Source organism: Pseudomonas sp. VEM90 (genome assembly GCF_054611535.1).
Genome location: NZ_JBTRAR010000021.1, coordinates 32,948 through 55,418, shown reverse-complemented (window position 1 = coordinate 55,418; position 22,471 = coordinate 32,948). Strand labels below are relative to the sequence as shown.

22 protein-coding genes are annotated in these 22,471 nt (G+C 62.9%); 10 read left to right on the top strand and 12 right to left on the bottom strand.

The window, feature by feature from the left end:
• Positions 1 to 34 precede the first annotated feature (34 nt).
• Both dcd and ACYCCG_RS19415 read left to right on the top strand, forming a co-directional pair.
• A complete protein-coding gene (gene dcd, locus ACYCCG_RS19420) occupies positions 35 to 601 on the top strand; it encodes a dCTP deaminase (RefSeq protein WP_176685345.1) in 567 nt (188 codons plus the stop codon).
• A 94-nt stretch (positions 602 to 695) separates the two neighbouring features.
• Positions 696 to 923, top strand: coding sequence for a hypothetical protein (locus tag ACYCCG_RS19415; RefSeq protein WP_003254918.1), 228 nt, complete (start codon positions 696 to 698; stop codon positions 921 to 923).
• 6 nt (positions 924 to 929) lie between these two features.
• Here the strand turns inward: ACYCCG_RS19415 and pdeM are convergent, their stop codons facing one another.
• The 7 genes from pdeM to ACYCCG_RS19380 all read right to left on the bottom strand — a co-directional run bounded on the left by pdeM (position 930) and on the right by ACYCCG_RS19380 (position 12,007).
• Positions 930 to 1,580 (bottom strand): ligase-associated DNA damage response endonuclease PdeM, encoded by a 651-nt coding sequence (pdeM, locus tag ACYCCG_RS19410; protein ID WP_176685344.1) that lies wholly within the window; start codon positions 1,578 to 1,580, stop codon positions 930 to 932.
• Positions 1,577 to 4,027, bottom strand: coding sequence for a ligase-associated DNA damage response DEXH box helicase (locus tag ACYCCG_RS19405; RefSeq protein WP_459671528.1), 2,451 nt, complete (start codon positions 4,025 to 4,027; stop codon positions 1,577 to 1,579). The genes pdeM and ACYCCG_RS19405 overlap by 4 nt, the downstream gene beginning before the upstream one ends.
• Before the next feature lie 68 nt (positions 4,028 to 4,095).
• Positions 4,096 to 5,211 (bottom strand): succinylglutamate desuccinylase/aspartoacylase family protein, encoded by a 1,116-nt coding sequence (locus tag ACYCCG_RS19400; RefSeq protein ID WP_209967692.1) that lies wholly within the window; start codon positions 5,209 to 5,211, stop codon positions 4,096 to 4,098.
• 113 nt (positions 5,212 to 5,324) lie between these two features.
• Positions 5,325 to 6,983: an ATP-dependent DNA ligase gene (locus tag ACYCCG_RS19395; RefSeq protein ID WP_209967690.1), complete on the bottom strand. Its 1,659-nt coding sequence runs from the start codon at positions 6,981 to 6,983 to the stop codon at positions 5,325 to 5,327.
• Complete coding sequence (locus ACYCCG_RS19390) at positions 6,980 to 7,996, bottom strand: ligase-associated DNA damage response exonuclease (protein ID WP_209967688.1); 1,017 nt, start codon at positions 7,994 to 7,996, stop codon at positions 6,980 to 6,982. The genes ACYCCG_RS19395 and ACYCCG_RS19390 overlap by 4 nt, the downstream gene beginning before the upstream one ends.
• Before the next feature lie 126 nt (positions 7,997 to 8,122).
• Positions 8,123 to 10,564 (bottom strand): penicillin acylase family protein, encoded by a 2,442-nt coding sequence (locus tag ACYCCG_RS19385; RefSeq protein ID WP_209967686.1) that lies wholly within the window; start codon positions 10,562 to 10,564, stop codon positions 8,123 to 8,125.
• A 102-nt stretch (positions 10,565 to 10,666) separates the two neighbouring features.
• Positions 10,667 to 12,007, bottom strand: coding sequence for an aminotransferase-like domain-containing protein (locus ACYCCG_RS19380; protein ID WP_176685338.1), 1,341 nt, complete (start codon positions 12,005 to 12,007; stop codon positions 10,667 to 10,669).
• A 172-nt stretch (positions 12,008 to 12,179) separates the two neighbouring features.
• Here ACYCCG_RS19380 and ACYCCG_RS19375 point away from each other — a divergent pair, with 172 nt between their 5' ends.
• The 4 genes from ACYCCG_RS19375 to ACYCCG_RS19360 are packed head-to-tail and all read left to right on the top strand — an operon-like array spanning position 12,180 to position 15,785.
• Positions 12,180 to 12,893 carry a serine O-acetyltransferase gene (locus ACYCCG_RS19375; protein WP_176685337.1) on the top strand — a complete coding sequence of 238 codons (714 nt, stop codon included), beginning with the start codon at positions 12,180 to 12,182 and terminating at the stop codon, positions 12,891 to 12,893.
• Positions 12,890 to 13,678, top strand: coding sequence for an alanyl-tRNA editing protein (locus tag ACYCCG_RS19370; RefSeq protein WP_459671525.1), 789 nt, complete (start codon positions 12,890 to 12,892; stop codon positions 13,676 to 13,678). Before ACYCCG_RS19375 ends, ACYCCG_RS19370 begins: the two co-directional genes overlap by 4 nt.
• Positions 13,675 to 14,886, top strand: a complete 1,212-nt coding sequence (locus ACYCCG_RS19365) for an MFS transporter (protein ID WP_209967684.1) — start codon at positions 13,675 to 13,677, stop codon at positions 14,884 to 14,886. The genes ACYCCG_RS19370 and ACYCCG_RS19365 overlap by 4 nt, the downstream gene beginning before the upstream one ends.
• A complete protein-coding gene (locus tag ACYCCG_RS19360) occupies positions 14,883 to 15,785 on the top strand; it encodes a pyridoxal-phosphate dependent enzyme (protein WP_209967681.1) in 903 nt (300 codons plus the stop codon). Before ACYCCG_RS19365 ends, ACYCCG_RS19360 begins: the two co-directional genes overlap by 4 nt.
• 169 nt (positions 15,786 to 15,954) lie before the next feature.
• On the opposite strand, the gene ACYCCG_RS19355 is transcribed toward ACYCCG_RS19360, so the two are convergent.
• From ACYCCG_RS19355 to ACYCCG_RS19340, 4 genes are read right to left on the bottom strand one after another with little or no spacing between them, the layout of a single operon-like run.
• Positions 15,955 to 16,152, bottom strand: coding sequence for an SEC-C metal-binding domain-containing protein (locus ACYCCG_RS19355; protein WP_003254900.1), 198 nt, complete (start codon positions 16,150 to 16,152; stop codon positions 15,955 to 15,957).
• Positions 16,153 to 16,159: 7 nt separating this feature from the next.
• Entirely contained in the window at positions 16,160 to 16,633 is a 474-nt protein-coding gene (locus ACYCCG_RS19350; protein ID WP_176685333.1) for an LEA/WHy family protein, read from the bottom strand.
• 2 nt (positions 16,634 to 16,635) lie between these two features.
• Entirely contained in the window at positions 16,636 to 17,112 is a 477-nt protein-coding gene (locus ACYCCG_RS19345) for a YchJ family protein (protein WP_209967679.1), read from the bottom strand.
• A gap of 2 nt (positions 17,113 to 17,114) precedes the next feature.
• Entirely contained in the window at positions 17,115 to 17,609 is a 495-nt protein-coding gene (locus tag ACYCCG_RS19340; protein WP_209967677.1) for a DUF6231 family protein, read from the bottom strand.
• 159 nt (positions 17,610 to 17,768) lie between these two features.
• Here ACYCCG_RS19340 and ACYCCG_RS19335 point away from each other — a divergent pair, with 159 nt between their 5' ends.
• The 3 genes from ACYCCG_RS19335 (at position 17,769) to ACYCCG_RS19325 (ending at position 19,643) form a co-directional block, all read left to right on the top strand.
• The gene (locus ACYCCG_RS19335) at positions 17,769 to 18,461 is read left to right on the top strand and encodes an OmpA family protein (protein WP_176685325.1); all 693 of its coding nucleotides are present in this window, start codon (positions 17,769 to 17,771) and stop codon (positions 18,459 to 18,461) included.
• 89 nt (positions 18,462 to 18,550) lie between these two features.
• The gene (locus tag ACYCCG_RS19330; protein WP_209967676.1) at positions 18,551 to 19,270 is read left to right on the top strand and encodes an OmpA family protein; all 720 of its coding nucleotides are present in this window, start codon (positions 18,551 to 18,553) and stop codon (positions 19,268 to 19,270) included.
• Between the two features lie 97 nt (positions 19,271 to 19,367).
• A complete protein-coding gene (locus ACYCCG_RS19325) occupies positions 19,368 to 19,643 on the top strand; it encodes a DUF1145 domain-containing protein (protein ID WP_209967674.1) in 276 nt (91 codons plus the stop codon).
• A gap of 116 nt (positions 19,644 to 19,759) precedes the next feature.
• Here ACYCCG_RS19325 and ACYCCG_RS19320 read toward each other — a convergent pair whose 3' ends face one another.
• Entirely contained in the window at positions 19,760 to 20,224 is a 465-nt protein-coding gene (locus ACYCCG_RS19320; protein WP_020191313.1) for a CopD family protein, read from the bottom strand.
• Positions 20,225 to 20,322: 98 nt separating this feature from the next.
• Between ACYCCG_RS19320 and dinG the strand changes: the two genes are divergently transcribed.
• On the top strand, positions 20,323 to 22,467 hold the full coding sequence (dinG, locus tag ACYCCG_RS19315) for an ATP-dependent DNA helicase DinG (RefSeq protein WP_209967672.1): 2,145 nt from the start codon (positions 20,323 to 20,325) through the stop codon (positions 22,465 to 22,467).
• Positions 22,468 to 22,471: the final 4 nt, after the last annotated feature.

The window sequence follows — 22,471 nt, the reverse complement described above, 5'->3', positions numbered from 1 at the left end:
ATTTTCACCACGCAACTCTTCAGGACACCCCGCCATGAGCATCAAATCGGACAAGTGGATTCGCCGCATGGCGCAGGAACACGGCATGATCGAGCCCTTCGTCGAGCGCCAGATGCGCGGCGAGCAGGACAGCCGTGTGATCTCCTTCGGCGTCTCCAGTTATGGCTACGACGTGCGCTGCGCCAACGAATTCAAGGTGTTCACCAACATCAACTCGGCCACCGTCGACCCGAAAAACTTCGATGCCGGCAGCTTCGTCGATATCAAGAGTGACGTGTGCATCATCCCGCCAAACTCTTTCGCCCTGGCGCGCACTGTCGAATATTTCCGCATTCCGCGTGATGTCCTGACCATTTGCCTGGGCAAGAGCACCTACGCCCGTTGCGGCATCATCGTCAACGTCACGCCACTCGAGCCCGAGTGGGAAGGCCACGTGACGTTGGAGTTCTCCAACACCACCACGCTGCCGGCGAAGATCTACGCCAACGAGGGCGTGGCGCAGATGCTGTTCTTGCAGTCCGATGAAGAGTGCGAAGTGTCGTACAAGGACCGTGGCGGCAAATACCAGGGCCAGCGTGGCGTCACCCTGCCGCGCACCTGAGCCGACAAGCGCGGGGAATTACCCGCGCATTTGGCACTCCAACGAAGTAACGCCGGTGTGCATGATGTGCATCGGCTTTCGTCAGGAGCAGCCTATGAAACTCCATCCCGCAATCAGTGCCAAGCTGGCAGGCCTGCAGCCCAATCACGTAGGGTTGTTGCCCTGGTCACTGCTGGCGCACCCGCTGCCCATGCAGGCGGGGGGCGTGCCCCATCAACCTGACCCCGATACTCCGCAACCGCCGGAACCTGGTGAGACGCCACCCATGGAGCCGGGTGAGCCGACCTTGCCGGACGAGCCGCCTCCCGCGCCAGTCGCCTGAGCGTCGCTATAGCGGCCAGATGCGGTCAGCGCCCGCCAGGTACACCCGGCTGGCGCTGGCGGGGGGGACTTCCCACCCTCCGGTGAACTCACCGAACGCAGGTAGCAGGCTGACCTGCTCATCGATCACGAAGCAAGGCAGGCGCAGGCGCTGACGGGCCTTACCGCGCAGGACGAACACCGGGTGTACATGGCCCGCGAGCACCGGATGGGTGCGGTGGGGCTGCGGTTCGTGCTGCAGGGCAAAGGGCTCCAGAACCCAAGGCTCGTCCACGATCTGAATATCGAGCGAAGCTGGTGGATCGCCGGCGTTGCGATCATGATTGCCGCGTATGAGGGCAATTTTCAGCTTTCTCTGTCGCTTCCGCCAATCATCCAGCTTGGCCAGTGTTGCCGGTGCTCGGGCCGTCCGGGCGTGAAGAAAATCGCCCAGGATGATCAGTTGCTCACAGTCGTGCTCGGCCAGCAGTCTATCGAGACGGGCGAGTGTCGCCTCAGTCGTTCCGCGTGGCACCGGTTGATGCAGGGCGCGGTAGCTGGCGGCCTTTCCGATGTGCACGTCGGCCACCAGCAGGGCGCGGCGGGCGGGCCAGTAGATGGCTTTGTCGGCGAGCAGCCAGAGCACCTGACCACAGTGTTCGATGGGTTGGTAATTCATTCCGCGTCCGCCGCTTGCTCCAGGTCCGCCACCATCCGCGCAATGCGGTCTGCCAGCTTCTCGGTGCTCAATGTCTCGCGCATGCCTTCCACCAGCAAGGCAAACGCCAGTGGCCCTGGCCGCTTCAACGCCCGCAGGTCCAGTTGCAGCGCGCTCATTTTCAGCAATTGCCGACGCAGCCGTTCGATTTCCAGCTCTTCGCTCAATACCTCATCCCGCGCCTGGCCAAGCAGCAGATTCCCCGCATCGTGTTTGCGAAACACCTCATAGAACAGCCCGCTGGAGGCCTGGATTTGCCGCGTGCTCTTCTGCGCGGCGGGATAGCCGCCAAACACCAGCCCGGCAATCTGGGCAATTTCCCGAAAGCGCCGCAGTGCCATTTCCCCGGCATTCAGGCTGGCCAGCACATCTTCCAGCAGGTGCCCGGTGCCGAGCGCTTGCGGCAGGTGACTGGCCCAGTCCACCTTGGCCGGGCTGAGGAGTTCGAATCCGTAGTCGTTGACGGCAATCGACACCGACAGTGGTTGTGCGCGGCTGACCCGCCAGGCAATCAGATTGGCCAAGCCCAGGTTGGCCATACGCCCGGCAAAGGGATACAGGAACAGGTGCCAGCCCTGGCGGGATTTGAAGGTCTCGGCCAGCAGTGTGCCTGTGGTGGGTAAGGCTGACCACTGCGCCTGAAGCGCAAGCAGCGGGCGTACTGCGCGCATTTCTGGCCCGTCAAAGCGTTCATGGGCGGCAGCATCGAGCTGCTCGACCAGCGCGTCGGCCAGTTCGCTCGAGAGTGGCATGCGCCCGCCGTTCCAGCGCGCTACAGTGGCCTTGCGCGCGGTGCTGCGACGCACATAGGCGGTCATGTTTTCCACCCGCACCAGCTCCAGTACCCGCCCGGCGAACACCAGCGTATCGCCGGGGCGCAGGCGGGCGATGAACGCTTCTTCAATACTGCCCAGCGTTTTCCCGCCGCCGCCCTTGCTCCAGTATTTCAGTTGCAGGTTGGCATCGCTGACGATGGTGCCGATGCCCATGCGGTGGCGCCGCGCCAGGCGTTCGCTGGTAACCCGGTAAACACCGTCGGCCTGGCGCTCGACGCGCTGGTAGTCCGGGTAGGCGGTCAGTGAGCTGCCGCCTTGGCAGACGAAGTCCAGCGCCCATTGCCATTGGTTGTCGCGCAACTCGCGAAAGGCCCAGGTGCTGCGCACTTCGGCGAGCAGTTGCTCCGGGCGAAAGCCACTGCCCAAGGCCATGCTGACCAGATGCTGTACCAGCACATCCATGCACAGGCACGGTGAAAAGCGGGCTTCGATGTGGCCGGCTATCAGTGCCTGTCGAGCCGCAGCCGCTTCCACCAGTTCCAGGCTATGGGTAGGCACCAGGGTGACCCTCGAGCGCCGCCCTGGCGCATGTCCTGAGCGACCCGCCCGCTGCATCAGGCGGGCAATACCCTTGGCCGAGCCAATTTGCAGCACCCGTTCCACAGGCAGAAAGTCCACGCCCAGGTCCAGGCTGGAGGTGCAGATCACTGCCTTCAGGCTGCCTTGCTTGAGGCTGCGCTCGACCCAGTCGCGGGTATCACGGGCCAGCGAGGCGTGGTGCAGGGCGATCAGCCCGGCCCAGTCCGGGCGGGCCTCAAGCAGGGCCTGGTACCAGATTTCGGCCTGGGCACGGGTATTGGTGAACACCAGGCTACTGGCACTGGCATCGATCTCATGGCTGACCTGGTCAAGCATCTTCAGGCCCATGTGCCCAGCCCAAGGGAAGCGCTCGATCGCTGCTGGCAGCAGGGTGTCGACTTGCAGCGCTTTGTCTTGCCGGCCTTGCAACAGCAGGCCACCTTGGGGCAGCAAGACATCCAGTGCGTGTTGCAGGTTGCCGAGCGTTGCCGACAAGCCCCAGGTCGGTAGGGCTGGGTGCCAATGGCGCAGGCGCGCCAAGGCCAGCTGCAGCTGTACCCCGCGCTTGTTGCCAAGCAGCTCGTGCCATTCATCCACCACCACCATTTGCAGCGTGGCGAAATCCTCACGTGCCTGTGCCCGGGTCAGCAGCAGGGTCAGGCTTTCGGGGGTGGTGATCAACACACTGGGTAGCCGCCGGGCCTGTCGGGCGCGTTCGGCACTGTTGGTGTCGCCGCTGCGCACCCCAACGTTCCAGGGCAGCTCGAGCTCTTCAAGCGGCGCTTGCAACGCGCGTGCGGTATCGGCGGCCAAGGCACGCATGGGCGTCACCCACACCACCTGTATGGGGGCCGGCTGGCGGCCCTGCGGCCTGGGCTTGAACGCACGTAGCGCAGCGAGCCATACCGCGTAGGTCTTGCCGGCACCGGTACTGGCATGCAGCAAACCGGACTCGCCCCGTGCGACGGCAGCCCATACGCGCCGTTGGAAAGCGAAGGGCTTCCAGCCGCGCATGGCAAACCAGGTGTTTGCGAGGTCGGTAGCAGCAGGCATGAGGCAGGTGGTCCCTCGACGGCTGTGCTTCTACAGACCACTGGCCGGCTGCAATGGTTTTACCCGGATCAATTGGCCAACAGGTAGCCGCTGCGGCATACCTGTTCGCCGGCCACATGGGCGATGACCATGCCAGCGGTGGCCATGCGCCGTACGCTACGCGCATACAGCAGGCCCGGCTGGCTGTTGCGCAGGGCGGTGACTCGGTCACTGAGTGGGTCGATGACTTCGGCAATCAGTTGGCCGGCCTCCAGGTGCTGGCCCGGTTTTGCATGGTAAACCAGCAACCCACCCAGTGGCGTTGCCACGGGTTCCACCGCGGCCAACGGCGTGGCGTGGCGTAACAGTGCGGGCAGGGCGGCCCTGGTGCCTTCGATGACACCGGCGTGGGTCAGGAAGTCGAGGATCGCCTGGCAGTCCTTGCTGGCCAGATCATGGCTGACATCCGCCTGGCCGCGCAGCTCGACGGTTACCGAGCAGCAGCCTAACGGAATCGGGAAGCGTTTGCCGAAACGCTGCTGCAATTGCCACCAGACCAGGCTGAAACACTCATCGAACGACTGCCCGCCCGAGTCGGTTGCCAGCAGGCTGGCCTGGGCGCCCAGGTAACGGGCCAAGGGTTCGATCTGGGGCCATGCATCGGGTGTGGTGTACAGGTGCTCGACCGCTTCGAAGTCGCAGTGCAGGTCCAGCACCATGTCGGCATCGCAGGCCAGGCGCTGCAGTATCAGGCGCTGGGCCTGCAGGGGGGTCCGGGCCGGGTGTGCATCCAGGCCGCGGCGCAGGTATTCGCGGATCAGTGCAAGGTTGTGCTGCGGGTCCTGGGTGAGGTGTTCTTCGATCTGGTCGCCGATGCTGTCCGACAGGTCGACGAAGTTGCGATTGAAGTTCTCGCCACTTTGCAGTTCAAAACGCCCCAATGGCGCATCCAGCAGCACTTGCTCCAGGCCCACCGGGTTGGCAACCGGCACCAGAATGATCTCGCGCTGCAGTCGGCCTTGCTGTTCCAGCTCGACCAGGCGGCGCTTGAGGTGCCAGGCTACCAGCATGCCCGGCAACTCGTCGGCATGTAGCGAGGCCTGTATATAGACTTTGCCACCACTGCGGGGGCCGAAGTGGAAGCTGTGCAGTTGGCGGGTGATGCCCGGAACGGGGGAGAGCAGGTCGTGGGTTGAGTGATGCATGTTGGTCCTGGCTGCGTGGCGAAAACGGTCTGCGACACGGGTCGGCTCAAAAATAGAAGCATAGTTTCAGCGAATGCGCCTCATCCTGCAGCAATCGGGCAACGCAAACTTTTTCAGGCCAGTAGCGCCTGCAAGGTGGCCAGGTCATCTGCCTCCTCCACCGGCTTGTCCAGCCGCCAGCGCAGCATGCGCGGAAAGCGCACGGCGATACCGCTTTTGTGACGCCGGGACAGTGCGATGCCTTCGAAGCCCAGCTCGAACACCAGCGTTGGCGTCACACTGCGCACCGGGCCGAACGTTTCCACCGTGGTCTTGCGGATGATGGCGTCCACCTTGCGCATTTCTTCGTCACTGAGCCCTGAATAGGCCTTGGCAAAGGGCACCAGCGCCCGATCAGGGGTACCTGCCGGTGCATCCCATACGGCAAAGGTGTAGTCGCTGTACAGGCTGGCCCTGCGGCCGTGGCCGCGTTGGGCATAGATCAGCACCGCATCGACGCTGAACGGGTCGATCTTCCACTTCCACCAAATGCCCATGTCCTTGGTGCGCCCCACGCCGTACAGGGCCTTGCGCTGCTTCAGCATCAGCCCCTCCACACCCAGGCTGCGCGACTGTTCGCGCTGGCGGGCAAGGTCGGGCCAGTCCGGGCCTTGCAGCAGAGGCGACAACAGCACGGGGGCAAGTGGGTGTTCATCCACCAGGCGTTCCAGCTGGCTTCGACGTTCGTGTTGCGGTCGGCTGCGCCAGTCATCGCCCTGCCACTCCAGCAGGTCGTAGGCCTGCAGCACCACTGGCGCATCGTTCAGCAGTTTTTTACCCAGCGTTTTGCGACCGATGCGCTGTTGTAGCAAGGCAAATGGCTGCACGGCCAGTTCAGTCTCGTTTTCACCGGGTTTCCAGACCAGAATCTCGCCGTCGAGCACCACGCCATCGGGCAACGTCTGTGCCAGACCATGCAGTTCGGGGAAACGCTCGGTAACCAGTTCTTCGCCGCGTGACCACACCCACAGCTGGCCATCGCGCTTTACCACCTGCGCCCGAATGCCGTCCCACTTCCACTCGATTTGCCAATCGCTTGGTGGCCCGAGCAGGGTGTCGAATTGATCGCTGGACACTTGCAGGGGATGGGCCAGGAAGAATGGGTAGGGCTGGCCGCCACGCTGGTTGTGTTCATCGGCGGACTCTGGGGCGATCAGCCTCTGGTAACTGGCTGCAGTCGGGCGATGGCCTATATCGGTGTAGCCGACCAGGCGCTGGGCCACGCGTTTGGCGTCCAGCCCGGCCAATTGTGCCAGGGCGCGGGTGACCAGCAGCTTTGACACGCCCACGCGAAAGCTGCCAGTGATCAGCTTCAGGCATAGCATCAGGCTGGCGCGTTCCAACCGGGCCCAGAGTGGCGGTAGGCGCTGCCGGACTTGCTCAGGCGGCAGCCCGCGCAGGGGCAGCAAATGCTGTTCCACCCAGGTGGCCAGGCCCTCCTCGTTGCCATCGACGTGCAGCGGCAGCAGCAGCGAAATGGTCTCGGCCAGGTCGCCCACGGCCTGATAACTTTCTTCGAACAGCCAGTCCGGCAGGCCTGCCAGCGCTGTTGCCAGTTCGCGTAGAAGGCGGGTGGGCACCAGTTGGCGTGGGCGCCCGCCGGCCAGGAAATACACCGCCCAGGCAGCATCTTCGGCGGGCGCCATGTCGAAGTAGCCGCGCAGTGCCTCGAGCTTGGCGTTGCTGGAGGTGGTCGCGTCCAGACGCAGGAACAGCGTAGCGAAGGCTTTCATGGCGAAGTGGCCGTGTTCGGCGCATCGTCTTCGTCGCCATACTCGGTGACGAAGGCGCGGGCATCCAGGCCTTGTTCGGTGAGGTAGCGCACCAGTACGTCGACCGAGCCGTGGGTGACCATTACCCGTTTGGCACCGGTCTGGCCAATGGCCCAGAGCAGGCCGGGCCAGTCGGCGTGGTCGGATAGCACAAAGCCCCGGTCCACGCCGCGCCGTCGGCGGGCGCCGCGTAGCAGCATCCAGCCGCTGGCGAAGGCATCACTGTAATCGCCAAAACGGCGCAGCCAGCTGCTGCCGCTGGCTGATGGGGGCGCCAGGATCAGTGCCTGGCGCAGCAGTGGATCGTTGCGCGGGATGTCGCCTGCGTAGCGGGTTTCCGGCAGGCGGATACCGGCAGCCCGGTACACCCGGTTGAGCGATTCCATGGCACCATGCACGAGGATCGGGCCGATGCTGGCATCCAGCCCATGCAGAATCCGCTGGGCCTTCCCGAAGGCATAGCAGAACAGCACGCTGGCTTTGCCCTGTTCGCTGTTGGCCCGCCACCAGGCATTGATGTCGGCGAAGGTCTCGCTTTGGCTTGGCCAGCGGTAGATCGGCAGGCCGAAGGTCGACTCGGTGATGAAGGTGTGGCACGCCACTGGTTCGAAGGGCGTACAGGTGCCATCGGGTTCTACCTTGTAGTCACCGGATGCAACCCAGACTTCACCTCGGTACTCCATGCGCACCTGCGCCGAACCCAGCACGTGCCCGGCCGGGTGCAGGCTCAACGTCACACCGTGGTGCAGCAGGCGCTCACCGTAGGGCAGGGTCTGCAAATTGATGGCCTGGCCCAGGCGGCTGCGCAGAATGCCGGCACCGGGGCTGGCGGTCAGGTAATGGCCATTGCCGGTGCGTGCGTGGTCGCCGTGGCCGTGGGTAATGACAGCCCGGTCCACGGGCCGCCAGGGGTCGATATAGAAATCTCCGGGCGGGCAGTACAGCCCTTCGGGGCGGGCGATGACAAGGTCCATGGCACGGGCACTGGTTCTGGGCTTACCCGTTAGGATACGTGGTGCAAGGCGTTAGTTCGGATGGATGTAGGAGGGAGCTGCTGAATACGTTCACCAGGCCCCCTCGTGCTTCCCTCAAGCACGCCTTTACCGCCCCGGCACCAACGTAAGCCGCTGGTTGCCATACGCCCTGGCGAAGTTCTGCTGTTGCAGCGGCAGGCTCATGAATCGCCCTTTGAACCAGGCATCCAGCCCGTCGCGGTAATGCGCGCTGGCCGGGTTGCCGGACTCGCCGTTACTGGTCAGTATCTGCAAGGGTTCGGCCTGGCCGAAGTCGACGATCATCCGTGCCGAGGCTGGCAGGCGAGTGTCGAAGTCGCTGCCCCAGGCGAATGGTGTGAGGGCCAGGGTAGTGAAGTCGCCGCCTGCGGCAAGCGGCGCACGGCTGATCGCATCACCCAGGCCATGGTAGGCCGGTGCCGGCCAGCGGTACTGGTGCAGCTTGCCCCACTGCCAGGTGCGTCGGTCGGCCCCCAGTTGCGCGATACCGGCCTCCATTGCGCCCGCCAGGCTGCGGGCGAGGATGGTGGGTTTGTCTTCTTTTTGCGGCGTGGTGCGGTCATCCCAGAAAGGGCTGTCATCGCGGCCCAGCAGGTGATCGGCCTGCGCCGAGAACGACAAACGTGCATTGCTGACGAACGCCTGCCAGGCCGGGCTGGACGCCGGGCCAAGGTCATCGAGGAAGGTCTGTCGAGCGACCTCCTGCAAGAACAACGCGTACAGCGCGGCATCTGCCGACACCGGGCTCAGGCGGCCATCGAAAGCCTTGATCCGGGCCAGTGTGTCGCGGGCCTTGTCGCGCTGCACAGCGGGGAGGGCGTCGATTGCCTGCTTCAGAGGCTGGGCCATGCCGGGGGCGTCGAACATCTGCTTGAGCTTGTTGGCCAGCAAGGTCACCTGGTCGTTCTGCAGGGCCATCAGGCTGCGACTGTCGTGGCGGCCGTTGCCGGCCAGCTGTGCCAGGCGTTCGGCACGTTCGGGGTAATACCAGGTGCTGGACAGCTGCATGCCATAGCCGCGCGGCAGGCTGCGCTGGTTGGCGTGGCCGATCCAGCCCGCGGGTGGGTCCTGGTCGTATGGGTGCAGCATCGGGTCGGCATAGCCGTCCCAGTCGTAACGCCCGTCCCAGCCCGGCGAGGGCAGCAAGCCCTGGCCTTCGCGGCGATTGGGGTAGCGGCCACTGACTTGCCAGCCGATGTGCTCAGGCTCGGCGAAAACGAAGTTGACGGCAGCAGCGGTCACTTCCCGGGTGCTGTCGAAGGCTCGCTCCAGGTTCTTGGCCCGCGTCAGGTCGAACAGCGCATCCAGGCTGCGATCACCTTTGAACTGTGGCAGGTTCAGCGCCAGGCCCAGGCTAGCGTTTTCTGGCTGGGCCAGCAGGGTGCCGTGGCGGGTGTCGTACATCACTTCGCGCAGTGGTCGTTGCCCACGGATAAAGAAGGTTTCGATACGGGTGCGGGCCGGCAGCCATTTACCGTCGGCCAGGTAGCTCAACTGATTGCCTTGGCGGCGCAACTGCTCAAGGAACACGTCCTGATTGTCGGCCATCACTGCGCTGCTGCTCCAGGCCAGCTTGCCATTGTAGCCGGCCAGCACGATCGGCAGGCCGGGCAAGGACAGGCCGGCCACCTGGTACTTGCTGGTATTGATTTGTACCGGGCTCAAGGCCCAGCCGGCGCGGCTGTCGCTGGCCAGCAGGCTCTTGCCGCTGCGGCTGCGCTGCGGGCCCAGGGCCAGGTTGGCCGACCCCGGGCTACCGAGCAGGTCGAGGTCGGCGAGCTTCTGGCTGGCGGCTGTCAGGGCGGGCAACCCCGGCAACTGGCTGGCGAGGTTCAGGCCCCTGAGCTTGTCCACTTCCATTTCGGCCAACGGCTCGTCCGGGGCCCCGGGCAGCAACCAGGCCAGCTTGTCGCTACCCACTTTCTGCGCCAGGGTCAGGGCGCTGAGTTCCTCGTGCAGGTTGACCGACTGGCTGAACGCGTACAGGCAGAAGATCAGCGCCGAGTCTTCAGGCTTCCAGTATTCGGGGCGATAGCCACTGCTGGCCAGGCCTGCTGGCAGCTTGTCGCGGTAGCGGAACAGGTAGGCGTTGACCCCGCGCGCGTACACTTCGAAGAAGCGCTTGAGCCGTGGCGATGCGTCGGCGTATTGCTGGGCGGCACTCTGCTTGAGGTTGGCGGCGCGCATGAGGCGGTCGATGTCCAGCGCTTCGCTGCCGGCCAGTTCGGCCAGACGGCCCTGGGCGAGCAGGCGCATGGCGACCATCTGTTCGATGCGGTCGCTGGCGTGCACATAGCCCAGGCTGAACAGCGCATCATGGAAGCTGCTGCTTTCGATCAGCGGCGCGCCCATTGCATTGCGCCGTACCGAAACGTTCTGCGCCAGGCCCTTGAGCGGCTGCACGCCGCTGGTCGGTGGCACGCTATCCTGGTAGCCGCCCATCTGGCAGCCGGCCAGCCCGAGCATGCCGAGCAGGGTGGCAGCGGTTGCGAACCGCAAGCGGAAGGGAGGAAAGGCGGGGGCGGCCATGGCAAGGGCTCCTGCAAGGCGAGGCTGGTTTGGAATGGCGCTAAGGTAGTAAGCGCGCAGGCGCCGTGCAAGGTCCCAGGTCGGTTTATTTGATTGCGCGGGTCAAACGTCGAAGTGCTCAGCCAAGGCGTCGGAAAAATGCGTGCAATTGATACGCGTGTAGCGTTGATAGTCACGGCTCACCGCGAATGCAGAGCCGGGCATCAGCAGGATCTTGTGCTGCTCCAGTTTACGCATGAAAGGTTGCAGGTCGGGCAGGTCCGGGTGGTAGACCCAGAGGAACATCCCCCCTTGTGGTGCAATGTCGAACTGCCAGCCGCGCTCGAGCAGCAAGCGTTGGGTTTGCACTTGCTGGCGAATCAGGCGCTGCTGCACGTCCTTCATGTGCCGGGCATAGGTGCCATCCGACAATATGGTGTTGACGAAGCGTTCGCAAAACGCCGGGACAGCAACGCAGGTCAGCAGTTTAAGGCGTGTGAGCGGCTCGATCAGGTCTTGCGAGCAGGCAATGAACCCCACGCGCAGCGATGCCGACAGGCACTTGGAGAAGCTGCCGATGTAGATAACCCGGTCAAGGTTGTCCAGCTCGGCAAAGGTCTGGCGCACGGCGGGGCTGAAGTCCCCATACACATCATCCTCGACCACGAAGAACTCGTGCTCCACCGCCAGGCGCAGGACGCTGAAAGCGTTGTGCGGGCTGATGTTGCTGCCGGTCGGGTTGTGGAAGGTGCTGTTGCAGAAAAACGCCTTGACCTTGTGCCTGGCCAGGTGGCTTCTCATTTCTTCCACGTCCGGCCCGTCCTGGGTCCGCCGAATGCCGACGACGTGCCCGCCCGCCAGCTGGATCAGCTTGATCAGGTTGCCGTTGCCCGGTTCGTCGACGAAAACGTGGTCGCCTGGTTTGATCAGCAACCGTGCCACCAGGTCCAGGCCTTGCGTGGCACCCAGTGTGGTCAGCAACTGGTTGGGGCGGGCTTCGACACGGGTCAGCCGTTTCATGTGCACGCACAGCTGTTTACGCATGGGCAGATAGCCCTGGATGTCGCCGTACTCTGCCAGCGAGCTCTGCTCCAACCGCGCCGTGCGCCGAATTGCCTTGGCCAGCAACTCGGTGTCGCGCCATGCAGGGGGCAGCCAGCCGCTGCCCAGTTTGGTGAAGTGCTGGCCGCCCTGCAGCAGCCGGAACAGCGGATCGCCGGCCATGCACTCGGGTTCGTGGATCACGCTGGTTTGCCGGGCGCGGTTTGCCACGAAGTAGCCACGGCCGGGTGATGCCGTCAACACACCTTCGCTGACCAACTGGGCATAGGCCGATACGACGTCGTGGTAACTGAAGTCGACTGCCGCCGTCAGCTTGCGGATGGAGGGCATGCGTTGCCCTGGCAACCACTCGCCTGCATCCAGGCGTTGTTTCAACAGGTGATGAAGGCTGCAGGGGGTCATGGCAGGTCCGAAACCGTTAGAAAAAAAAGCCTAACAGTTAACGGAAATGCTTGTCGACTGTTCGTTTGCAAATGGCCAGCACATGCCACTATCCCCGTGTCGAAACTTTCGGCTGCCAACAAAGGCGGCACTTATAGCGTTTGTGCAGACCCGACAACTGGATATCAAGCCCATGCACCCTATGGACATGCAATCAGCCGTCATTGCCAGGCTTCCTGTCCCTGACGAACTGGAGTCATTCAAAGTTGTAAAGAATCTTGTGACCTCGGCGTTATTGGAGTGTTGTTCAATCGTCGAGTTCGAAGCACTGAAAGAAACATCGGTCATTGAAAGTGTGACTGAACAGGCACATGCCGATTTGCAGGCATTTGCCATGAAAGATCCGGCTGCCGGCCGCGACCTGGTATTCATTGCAAAAACCTACACCTCTTATTCTGCGGTTTTGCATTATCGGCTTGCCCATTGGATCTACAACAATAGCGCCGCTACCTACGGCGCCGGCGGCCAATGCCTGGCCGCCATGATTTCCCGGCGCGGAAAAATGCTGTCGGGGGCGGAGATTCATTTCCGCAGCCGCATCGGTGCGCGCTTCATCATCGATCATGGCATGGGCACCGTCATTGGTGAAACGTCGACCATTGGTGACGATTGCTACGTGCTGGGCGGGGTGACCCTGGGCGCCCGCGGTATCAGTGACAACCCCTCGAACCCCAGGCATCCGACGTTGGGTAACCGGGTACAGATCGGCGCTTTCGCCAGTGTGCTGGGCGCAATTCATGTGGGTGACGGCGCGTTTATCGGACCGGGCTGCATTGTTACCAAAGACGTCCCGGCCGCTGCCCGGGTACAGGTTAAAACATCATTGCAGGTGGTATTGGAATCATGAACTCTCTTAACTATGAAGTTTTACGAAATACCGAGAAACTGTATTACAAAGACCAGTACCTGGCGGGCGCGAACACTCAAGTAGCACGCGTGCACAGTGACGGCATCGAGTTGTTGAGCACAGTGGCCTACCCGGAAGGTGGCGGCCAGGAAGCGGACTTCGGCACGATTGAATTACCGGTGGGTACCGTGCGATTCATCTGGGTTAAAAAACTCTACGGTAGCCCTATTCGCCTGGAGGGTTTCAAAGGCGGAAAACTGGGCGGCATCATTATTCACAGCTTGCACCCTGATGATTTGCACTTGCTTGATGAAGTCATCGTAGGCATGCCGGCCCGCGTCACTATCGATATTGAACGGCGCGAACGGCTGACGTTGTCTCACAGTGCCAGCCACTTCCTGTATGCCGCCGCCATCGGGCTGCGTGAAGAGCTGAAGCAATGGACGATCGGCTGCCATATCAAAGAAGACACGGCACGTTTCGACTTCCTGGTCGAGGACGCGTTCACGGCTGAAGACGTACTTGAAATCGAACGACGGGCGAATGAACTGATCGGCTGCGATGCGCCCATCGAGCACTACGCGGTTCAAGGCCTGGAGGACGCGCGTTTGTGGACCTACAACGGGATCGAAATCCCGTGCGGTGGCACGCACCTCGATTCGCCTCGGCGCATCGGGCGCCTTGGCGTCAAGCGCAAACGCCTGGGTAAAGGCAAGGAACGGCTGATCTGCGTGTTCCCCGAGGCCGAAATCGACCTGTCCCCTTATCACGAGCACGCATTATGAACAGCACGTTACCGCGGCGCACGTACCTGTATTTCACCGCACAGTCGATCAACCTGACGACTGCCGTGATGTCGGTGACGATGGCCGCCATTGTCGGGGCCTCGTTGGCGCCTGACGCCGCATGGTCCACGGTGCCGTACGGGTTCCAGTTTCTTTGCCTGATGTTGGCAACCTATCCGGTTTCCAGGCTGATGAGCCGCATCGGCCGTAAAAAGGCGTTCATGCTGGGCGCGATTCCCCTGGCGCTGTCTGGCGTAAGCGGCTTTCTGGCGGTGGAGCACCAGCATTTTCCAACGCTGGTCCTCAGCCACTCAGCATTGGGTGTGTACATCGCGTTCGCCAACTTCAACCGGTTCGCGGCAACCGACAATCTTTCCCAGGCCTTGAAGCCCAAGGCGCTTTCGCTGGTCGTGGCTGGCGGGGTCATCGCGGCTGTCGTCGGGCCAACGCTTACCGAGTGGCTGCGTGATGTTGGTGGCTTCCCACTGTTTTCGCTGTGTTATGCCGCGTTTGTCGGCCTGGCGCTGCTGTCGTTGTTGATTGCCCTGTGCCTGCCCAATGATGCGGGTACGGCCAGCGCGATCAACAGCGCAACACAGCCGGCAAGCACCCGCGCCGAGCCGGCAGGCCCGAGCGTGGTTGTGGCAATGGCTGTCGCTGCGCTGGGCTACGGGATCATGAACCTGCTGATGATCCAGGCTTCGATGCACATGAAACACATGCACGAGGACTTCACTGACGTCCGACTGGCGATCCAGTGGCATGTGATCGCCATGTTTGCCCCGTCGTTCTTCACCGGCGCCATCATCCAGCGACTGGGTATCAAGACCACCATTTGCGCGGGCCTGGCCCTGTTGATCGGTTGTTCGGCGATGAATATCTGGTCGCACAGCTACGCCATGATGACCCTGGCACTGATTGCCCTTGGACTGGGCTGGAACCTCACTTATGTAGGCGGAGGTGCGTTGCTGGCCCAGTCACTGCAGAACAGCCCGGCCGCGATGCAGATGCAGGGCAAGAACGACCTGGCCATTGCCATTTTTGCCACCCTCGGCGCATTCAGCCCTTCGCTGTTGCTGAGCTCGGTTGGCTGGGACGGTACCAATGCCATCTGCATGGTCCTCTGCATGGGGCTGCTGGTTGCCACTGCCGGGCTGCTGCAGAACAAGGCCGGTCTGCATACTTCAATGGAAGGTAGCCGCAAATGAGCGAGCTCATCAGTGTCAGCGATCGTATCTACACCAAACTGGAAATGAACAACCCGGGCGGTAGCCACAAATACCGGGCGGCGCGGCAGATCGTCGAACATGCCGTGCGCAAGGGTGACATCACTCCTGGGGTGACGACCGTCATCGAAAAGACCGGTGGCAGTTTCGGCTTTGGCTTGCTGGCGGCTTGCCACAAATACCAGGTCGCCGTAGAGCTGGCGGTCGGGCTGAGTTTCAGCCAGACCAAGCGGGATCTGCTGGAGTGTTTCGGTGCCCGACTGATCGGCAAGGAAATGCTGATGGCCGGTGCCACACCCAAGGACGTGGTGATGCATCACCTGGATAACCAGGCCGCGCTGGGCAAGTCATACTTCTACACCGACCAGTTCAACAACCCGGTAGGCATCGAGGCCCACCGCTATCAGACCGCCAGCGAACTGGCCATGCAACTGACCAACGCCGGGGCGGGGCGACAGATCCTGTTCGTGGGCTGTGCGGGTACTGGCGCCAGTTTCACGGGTATCACCCTGGGGCTGAAGGACCATGGCTTCGAGGTGTCGACGGTGCTGGTCGATCCCAATGGCTGTGACTCGAGGGCCGGCGTGTTCGCCGATCATCGTTTTGAAGGCATGGCCGTGGGCGTTTGCCCGCCGTTCATGGACTGGTCGCTGGTGGACGAGCGGGCCCAGGTGCACCATGCAGAAATGCTGGCCGCACAGCGCTGGTTCTACATGCAGAGTGGCATTTTCGTCGGTAATACAGCCGCTGCCTGCCTGGCGGTTGCCCAGCGCATGGCCCAGCACCCGCAGTATGTCGAGACCACCCTGGTGACCATCGCCTATGATGCCGGCCTCTGGTACCAGGACCTGCTGGGGGCTAACCGGCGAAAGGCCGCGTAGCCTACCTGTGCCAGGCTCATGATTCAGAGGCTGGCACGGTACCTGTGGGAGCGGGCAAGCCCGCGAAGCAGGTGGCGCGGTGGATGGCACGGGCTTCGCCCGTGTTCGCGGGCGCGCCCGCTCCCCACAGTGTTCGCGCAATCTCTCAGTTTTTTATCGAGTCAGTCGATCAGGCGCCGTGGCACTTCTTGTACTTTTTCTCGCTACCGCACGGGCACGGGTCGTTACGGCCAACGTCCTTCAGGGCGTTGCGTACCGGCTCCTGATGGCCGTGGTTGCAGTGCGGGCCGTGTACATGGCCGTGATCGTGGTGGTGATCATGGTCATGGTTGCAGTCAGGGCCATGAACGTGAGGCTGTTGGGACATTGCAGGGTTACTCCGGTATGTGATCGCCGGAGATTATCTCACCACTGCGTGATATGTGCAGGTCCCGATGGATGAGCAACCCGGTCGCCAGTTCGCCCTGCAGGGTGTAATGCAGCGGCTGCTTGCTTTTCAGCAGTTTGGCCAGTGGCTTCAGGTGCTGCCACAGGTTGGTTCGTGCGGTGATCTTGAACGTGCGCCGTGCATGCCCGCCCACGCTGCGCCATACGCTGGCTTGATCCTGCACCAGTAGCAGGTCATTGAGGCGTATTGCATACGACACGTTGCGAATGAACAGGCGGCTGTCATTGGGGTTGTCGACCCGCAGGTGCAACACGAACTCCTGTTCCAGCAACCTGGCCTTGACTGTTTCGACCTCGACCAGATGCACTTCGGGCTCGCGCCAGTCCTCGCCCCAGCTGGCACAACCCGTCAGCCATGCCAGCAGCGCACCGAGCAGTAGCAGACGGGTGCGCTTGATCATGTTCAGTTCCCTACGTAGCTGGCGCAGCATTTCTTGAATTTTTGCCCGCTGGCGCAGGGACAGGGGTCGTTGCGCCCGGCCTTCAGCCCGACCGTTGGGTCGATGAAGTACCAACGACCGGCATGCTGGACGAAGGCCGAGCGTTCACGGTGCTGATGATCGCCCTCTTGGTCGTGCCAACGCGCGGTAAAGGTGACGAAGCCGTGTTCCGGCTGGCCGCCCAGCACTTCTGCGCTTTCCACCTCCAGGCCCAGCCAGGTGCTCTGTGCACTCCAGTCGGCGATGGCAGCACGGTCCAGGTCGGCTTGCTGAACCGGTAGGGTGGTGGCTACCAGGTAGTCGACCAGGCCCAGCACGTACGCACTGTAGCGTGAGCGCATCAGGGCCTGGGCATCCGGTGCCGGGGTACCGGCATGGTAATGCCCGCAGCAGGCGTCAAGCAGGTTGCCACTGCCACAAGGGCAGACCGAGACACTCATCATCACCACCAGTACTTGCCGAAGTTTTCAGGGTTGGCCCAGAACCTGGCGTTGAGCCAGTCCGGTACCTGCTTATAGTCATGTAGATCATAGGTGAACAGGCTCAAAACCTGTTGGTCACGGCGGAATTTCTCGCTGGCCGACAAGGCCAGGGCGAAGAAGTCGGTGTCCTGCCAGCCGCAGGCGGCCAGGTCGGCCAGCACTGCAACCCGGCTGGCGTTGAGGTTGCGAATGCCGCCGAGCAGCTCCAGGCCGGTGCGCTTGGGCAAGTGCTCCAGGCAGTCCACCAGTACCGCCAGATCAAAGCGCTGGGCGGCCAGTTCGGCCGGCAGCGGGCCAGGGGCGGCGATGTCGATGGTCACCTGGGGGTGCGCCTGGGCGAAGGCGTCCAGCGCCGGAAAGCGCGTACCTACCAGCAGCAGGCGTCGCGGAGTGAAGCGCTCGAGCAGGGCTGCCAGGGCCTGTTGCGGGGTGCGTTTGGAAAAACCTTCGGTCATTGCCATTCCTCGTTCTAGTCGTCCAAGACTAGCGGGCTGCGGCGTGTGGGCAAAGAGGCATGTGGCCGTGACGTAGCTTATTGCTGGCAGGGTTGGGATGAGCGGTCTTTACTCCCAGAGATCGGTCTTATGCCGATTCCCCCTAGGAGAAGCAATGAAATGAGCATAGTACGCACAGCGATACCCCTGGTACTGCTCACCAGTGTGTTGACTGGTTGTGCAGGTTTGCAAAAAACCGACTGGCCGAAATGTGCCGCCGTCGGGGGTGTAGGCGGCGCCGCCTTGGGCGCCATCGAAAGTTCCAGCTGGGCTGGCTGGGGTGCGTTGTTGGGCGGTGGCCTGGCGGCGGGCTATTGCTGGGCCCACGGCGATGGCGACGAGGATGGCGACGGCGTGCCCGACAGCCGTGACAAATGCCCTGGCACCCCGCGTGGTGTGCAGGTCGATGCCAACGGATGCCCGCCTGAGCCGGTCGCGGTGGTCGAAGAAGTGGTGGTGCAGAAGGAAGAAGTCATTGTCATCCGTGATGTGCACTTCGAGTTCGATTCTGCGCGCCTGACTGCCAGTGACAAAGAGCGCCTCAATACCATTGCCACGCGTCTGAAGCAGGAAGCGCCATCTGCCCGCCTTAGCGTCAGCGGCCATACCGACAGCGTCGGTTCCGACAGCTACAACCAGAAGCTGTCCGAGCGACGTGCCCATTCGGTGACCGATTATCTGGTCGACAGCGGTGTAGCGCGCAGCAGCTTCGTTTCGGTGGTCGGCGCGGGTGAGACCCAGCCGGTGGCAGACAATGCCACAGCCGAAGGGCGTGCCATGAACCGTCGTACCGAGATCAAGATCCAGCGGTAAGACGGCGTGCGCTCGTGCCTTGAGCAGTGGCACGGGCGCATCTTCATGCCGCCCGGCCGTTTGTGGCCAATGACACAGGAGCATTCAGCATGAGTGTGACGTCGAAGGCGGCATTGCCGCTGTTGGTGGCTGCCAGCCTGCTCGCGGGCTGCGCTACGCACAGCGATGGCAGTGCGCCCCTCAATCAAAGGACCTGGCCCATCTGCAGCCTGCTGGGCGGCTTGGTCGGTGGTGGCCTTGGCGCCATCGAGAGTTCTTCCTGGGCTGCCGGTGGTGGTGCCCTGGGCGCCATCGCCGGGGGGCTGATTTGTTATGCCCAGGACGGTGACGAAGACGGTGACGGCATTTTCGATCGGCGTGATCACTGCCCCGAGACCCCAGCCAACACGGCGGTCGACCACATGGGTTGCCCACTCAGACAGTACCCGGCAGCGCCACCTGCCAGTGCTCCCGAACCCTCGCCAGAGGTGATCACCCTCGATGACAACGGCGCGGTGATGTTCGCCTTCGACTCCGCCGAACTGACGCCGGCGGCCCAGCAACGCCTGCAAGGCCTGGTGGCGAAACTCAACTCACCGACGGTGGCCAAGGTCCGTGTGATCGGGCATACCGACAGTGTGGGCTCCGACAGCTACAACCAGGCACTTTCCGAACGCCGCGCCAGCAGCGTCGCCGAGTACCTGATTGGTCAGGGCCTGGAGATGGGCAAGGTCACCAGCCAGGGCCGCGGGGAAAGCGAGCCGGTGACCGACAACGAAACCGAGGAGGGCCGCGCGCGCAACCGACGGGTGGAGCTGCACTTCAACTGAGTGGTGCAGGCGCCTGCCTTGGCATTACCGTCAATGTCGTTCGCACGGTTTGCTCGATCGGGTCGCCTCGACATGACAACAATCTATAGGGACGGGTATGAAGTTCATCCTGGGTCTGGGCAAGGTCCTGACGGTCGCTTTCTGGGGGGTGTTGTTGTTCAATCAGCTGATGCCACAACCTTTGCCCTTCAATCTGCTGATCAATGCCACAGGCATCGTCTTGTTGGGTCTGCACTTGCTTGAAGTGCTGTTCTTCAATCGCAGCCTGCGCGGGCGCAGTCACCGTTGGTTTGACCGGTTGCAAATCCTGTTGACGGGGATCTTCCATGTCATGTCCATTCCCCGTGTGCGCGAGGCGCCGCGGGTGAAGTGAGCTGCAGTGGCTGTGACTCTCACCGCGATCCCTTGTGGGGCTTGCCCGCGAACACCGGCAACGCCGGTGACATCCACCGTGGCACCGGTTTCGCTACTGGTTGCGCGCAGAACCTGTCAGATCACCAGCCGCGAACTGGCCACCGCAACCACGGCCAGCCCCAGCAGCAGATTGACCCCCACCATCCGCCGAATGCGCCCCAGTACCGCCGCCCCCGTCGGCCAGTCCTCGGCCTGCACTGCTGCCTTCAATTCCGGCAGCAGCAACGCCTGAATGCGCATGAACAAGGCAAGCATGGCGATCCCGCCACCGATCATCACGTGTACGTACCTGGGTGCTGTCTCGAAACCGCTGAAGCGCATGTGCAACATGCCGATACCACTTATCGCCAAAATCGCCACCGCCAGCCAGACCCAGCCGAAGAAGCGTCGGAAAACTTCCACCCACAAGCGCAGGCGGGCAGGCCCTTCCAGGGCTGCAACCGTTGCCGGGCGCAGCACCAGCCAGGCGAAGAACATGCCGCCGACCCATACCAGGGCGGCCAGAACATGCAGTGTGTAGGGCAGGGCAAAGGCGAGCATTCGGATCTCCATGCGGCAGAAAGGGCAATAGCGGGGTATGATAGCCGCCCCATGCGAAACACTGAAAATATATCCAGCCCTCCGGGCGCCTGCAGACCATGATCAGCAACGAACTCAAAGCCACTATCCAGGGCGCCTATTCGCGTTTTCTCGAAGCCAAGAGCCTCAAGCCGCGCTATGGCCAGCGCCTGATGATCGCCGAAGTGGCCAAGGTACTTGGCGACATTGCCTGCGACGATGAAGGCCGCCGCGCTGGCGAGCCTGCGGTGGTGGCCGTGGAAGCGGGCACCGGTACCGGCAAGACGGTAGCCTACAGCCTGGCTGCCATCCCGGCTGCCAAGGCCGCGGGCAAACGCCTGGTGATCGCCACGGCCACCGTGGCCCTGCAGGAGCAGATCGTCTTCAAGGACCTGCCCGACCTGATGCGCAGCAGCGGCCTCAACTTCAGCTTCGCCCTGGCCAAGGGCCGTGGCCGCTATCTGTGCCTGTCCAAGCTCGACATCCTGCTGCAGGAAGGCCACGCCCAGTCCGCCACGGCTCAACTGTTCGAAGAAGAAGGCTTCCGTATCGAAGTCGACGAGCGCAGCCAGAAGTTGTTCAACAGCATGATCGAGAAGCTTGCCGGCAACCGCTGGGACGGTGACCGTGACAGCTGGTCCGAGGCCCTGGAGGACCAGGACTGGGCACGCCTGACCACCGACCACAGCCAGTGCACCGGCCGCCACTGCCCCAACTTCCAGCAGTGCGTGTTCTACAAGGCCCGCGAAGGCATGGGCAAGGTCGACGTGATCGTCACCAACCACGATATGGTCCTGGCCGACCTGGCCCTGGGTGGCGGCGCGGTACTACCCGATCCGCGCGATACCATGTACGTGTTCGACGAAGGCCATCATCTGCCAGACAAGGCCATCGGCCATTTCGCCCATTACTCGCGGCTGCGCTCTACCGCCGACTGGTTGGAGCAGACCGCCAAGAACCTGACCAAGCTGCTGGCCCAGCATCCGCTGCCCGGCGACCTGGGCAAGTACATCGAGCAGGTGCCGGAGCTGGCACGAGAAGTACGCACCCAGCAGCAGTTCATGTTCACCCTTTGTGAACAGGTGGCCGACTTCCGTCCCAGCGAGGACACCGAAGGCCGTGAGCGCCCGCGTTACCGTTTCGAGGGAGGGGTGGTGCCGGAGCAGATTCGCGAAGTGGGCATCGAACTGAAAAAGGGCTTTGCCCGCCTCAACGATCTGTTCACCCGTCTGGCTGACCTGCTCAAGGAAGGCATGGACGGCGAGGTCAACATCGGCATCGCCAGCCACCAGGCCGAAGAGTGGTATCCGTTGTTCGGCAGCCTGGTCACCCGTGCTCAAGGCAACTGGGAGCTGTGGACAGCCTTCACCGCAGAAGACCCGGAAGACAGCCCCCCCATGGCGCGCTGGCTGACGTTGGCCGAGAGTGGCGCGCTGTTCGACATCGAAGTCAACGCCAGCCCCATCCTCGCCGCAGAAATGCTGCGGCGCAGCCTGTGGAGCGTGGCCCACGGTGCGCTGGTAACTTCGGCGACATTGACCGCGCTGGGCAAATTCGACCGTTTCCGCATGCGTTCGGGGTTGCCGCGCGACGCAGTCACCTGCGTGGTGCCCAGCCCGTTTGTGCATGGCGATGCCGGCCTTCTGCGGGTCCCCGACCTGCAGGCCGACCCGCGCGATGCGGCAGCGCACACCGCGGCGATCATCCGCGAGCTACCGAACATTGTCGAAGATGCCCGTGGCGCGCTGGTGTTGTTCTCGTCACGCAAGCAGATGCAGGATGTGTTTGACGGTCTGGACCGTGACTGGCGCAAGCTGGTGCTCATCCAGGGTAACCTTTCAAAGCAGGAAACCCTGAACAAGCACAAGGCGCGGGTCGACGATGGCCAGCACAGCGTGCTGTTTGGCTTGGCCAGCTTTGCCGAAGGCGTCGACCTGCCGGGTGCGTATTGCGAACACGTGGTCATCGCCAAGATTCCCTTCGCTGTGCCCGATGACCCGGTCGAAGCTGCGCTGGCCGAGTGGATCGAGGCACGTGGCGGCAACCCGTTCATGGAAATTGCCGTGCCCGACGCCTCGTTGAAGCTGATCCAGGCCTGCGGTCGCCTCCTGCGTACCGAGCAGGATCGCGGCGTTATCACCTTGCTTGACCGGCGCTTGGTCACCCAGCGCTACGGCAAGGCTATTCTCAATGCGCTGCCGCCGTTCCGGCGGGAAATTTCCTGACCGC

Excerpts from the sequence above, each read along its gene's own strand:
- ACYCCG_RS19355 (WP_003254900.1), bottom strand. The coding sequence starts at position 16,152 with ATGTCCCAACAGCCTCACGTTCATGGCCCTGACTGCAACCATGACCAT.
- pdeM (WP_176685344.1), bottom strand. The coding sequence starts at position 1,580 with ATGAATTACCAACCCATCGAACACTGTGGTCAGGTGCTCTGGCTGCTC.
- ACYCCG_RS19390 (WP_209967688.1), bottom strand. The coding sequence starts at position 7,996 with ATGGACCTTGTCATCGCCCGCCCCGAAGGGCTGTACTGCCCGCCCGGA.
- ACYCCG_RS19385 (WP_209967686.1), bottom strand. The coding sequence starts at position 10,564 with ATGGCCGCCCCCGCCTTTCCTCCCTTCCGCTTGCGGTTCGCAACCGCT.
- ACYCCG_RS19415 (WP_003254918.1), top strand. The coding sequence starts at position 696 with ATGAAACTCCATCCCGCAATCAGTGCCAAGCTGGCAGGCCTGCAGCCC.
- ACYCCG_RS19325 (WP_209967674.1), top strand. The coding sequence starts at position 19,368 with ATGAAGTTCATCCTGGGTCTGGGCAAGGTCCTGACGGTCGCTTTCTGG.
- ACYCCG_RS19380 (WP_176685338.1), bottom strand. The coding sequence starts at position 12,007 with ATGACCCCCTGCAGCCTTCATCACCTGTTGAAACAACGCCTGGATGCA.
- ACYCCG_RS19320 (WP_020191313.1), bottom strand. The coding sequence starts at position 20,224 with ATGCTCGCCTTTGCCCTGCCCTACACACTGCATGTTCTGGCCGCCCTG.
- ACYCCG_RS19370 (WP_459671525.1), top strand. The coding sequence starts at position 12,890 with ATGAACTCTCTTAACTATGAAGTTTTACGAAATACCGAGAAACTGTAT.
- ACYCCG_RS19395 (WP_209967690.1), bottom strand. The coding sequence starts at position 6,983 with ATGAAAGCCTTCGCTACGCTGTTCCTGCGTCTGGACGCGACCACCTCC.
- ACYCCG_RS19345 (WP_209967679.1), bottom strand. The coding sequence starts at position 17,112 with ATGAGTGTCTCGGTCTGCCCTTGTGGCAGTGGCAACCTGCTTGACGCC.
- ACYCCG_RS19330 (WP_209967676.1), top strand. The coding sequence starts at position 18,551 with ATGAGTGTGACGTCGAAGGCGGCATTGCCGCTGTTGGTGGCTGCCAGC.
- ACYCCG_RS19350 (WP_176685333.1), bottom strand. The coding sequence starts at position 16,633 with ATGATCAAGCGCACCCGTCTGCTACTGCTCGGTGCGCTGCTGGCATGG.
- dinG (WP_209967672.1), top strand. The coding sequence starts at position 20,323 with ATGATCAGCAACGAACTCAAAGCCACTATCCAGGGCGCCTATTCGCGT.
- ACYCCG_RS19360 (WP_209967681.1), top strand. The coding sequence starts at position 14,883 with ATGAGCGAGCTCATCAGTGTCAGCGATCGTATCTACACCAAACTGGAA.
- ACYCCG_RS19365 (WP_209967684.1), top strand. The coding sequence starts at position 13,675 with ATGAACAGCACGTTACCGCGGCGCACGTACCTGTATTTCACCGCACAG.
- ACYCCG_RS19335 (WP_176685325.1), top strand. The coding sequence starts at position 17,769 with ATGAGCATAGTACGCACAGCGATACCCCTGGTACTGCTCACCAGTGTG.
- ACYCCG_RS19400 (WP_209967692.1), bottom strand. The coding sequence starts at position 5,211 with ATGCATCACTCAACCCACGACCTGCTCTCCCCCGTTCCGGGCATCACC.
- ACYCCG_RS19375 (WP_176685337.1), top strand. The coding sequence starts at position 12,180 with ATGCACCCTATGGACATGCAATCAGCCGTCATTGCCAGGCTTCCTGTC.
- dcd (WP_176685345.1), top strand. The coding sequence starts at position 35 with ATGAGCATCAAATCGGACAAGTGGATTCGCCGCATGGCGCAGGAACAC.
- ACYCCG_RS19405 (WP_459671528.1), bottom strand. The coding sequence starts at position 4,027 with ATGCCTGCTGCTACCGACCTCGCAAACACCTGGTTTGCCATGCGCGGC.
- ACYCCG_RS19340 (WP_209967677.1), bottom strand. The coding sequence starts at position 17,609 with ATGACCGAAGGTTTTTCCAAACGCACCCCGCAACAGGCCCTGGCAGCC.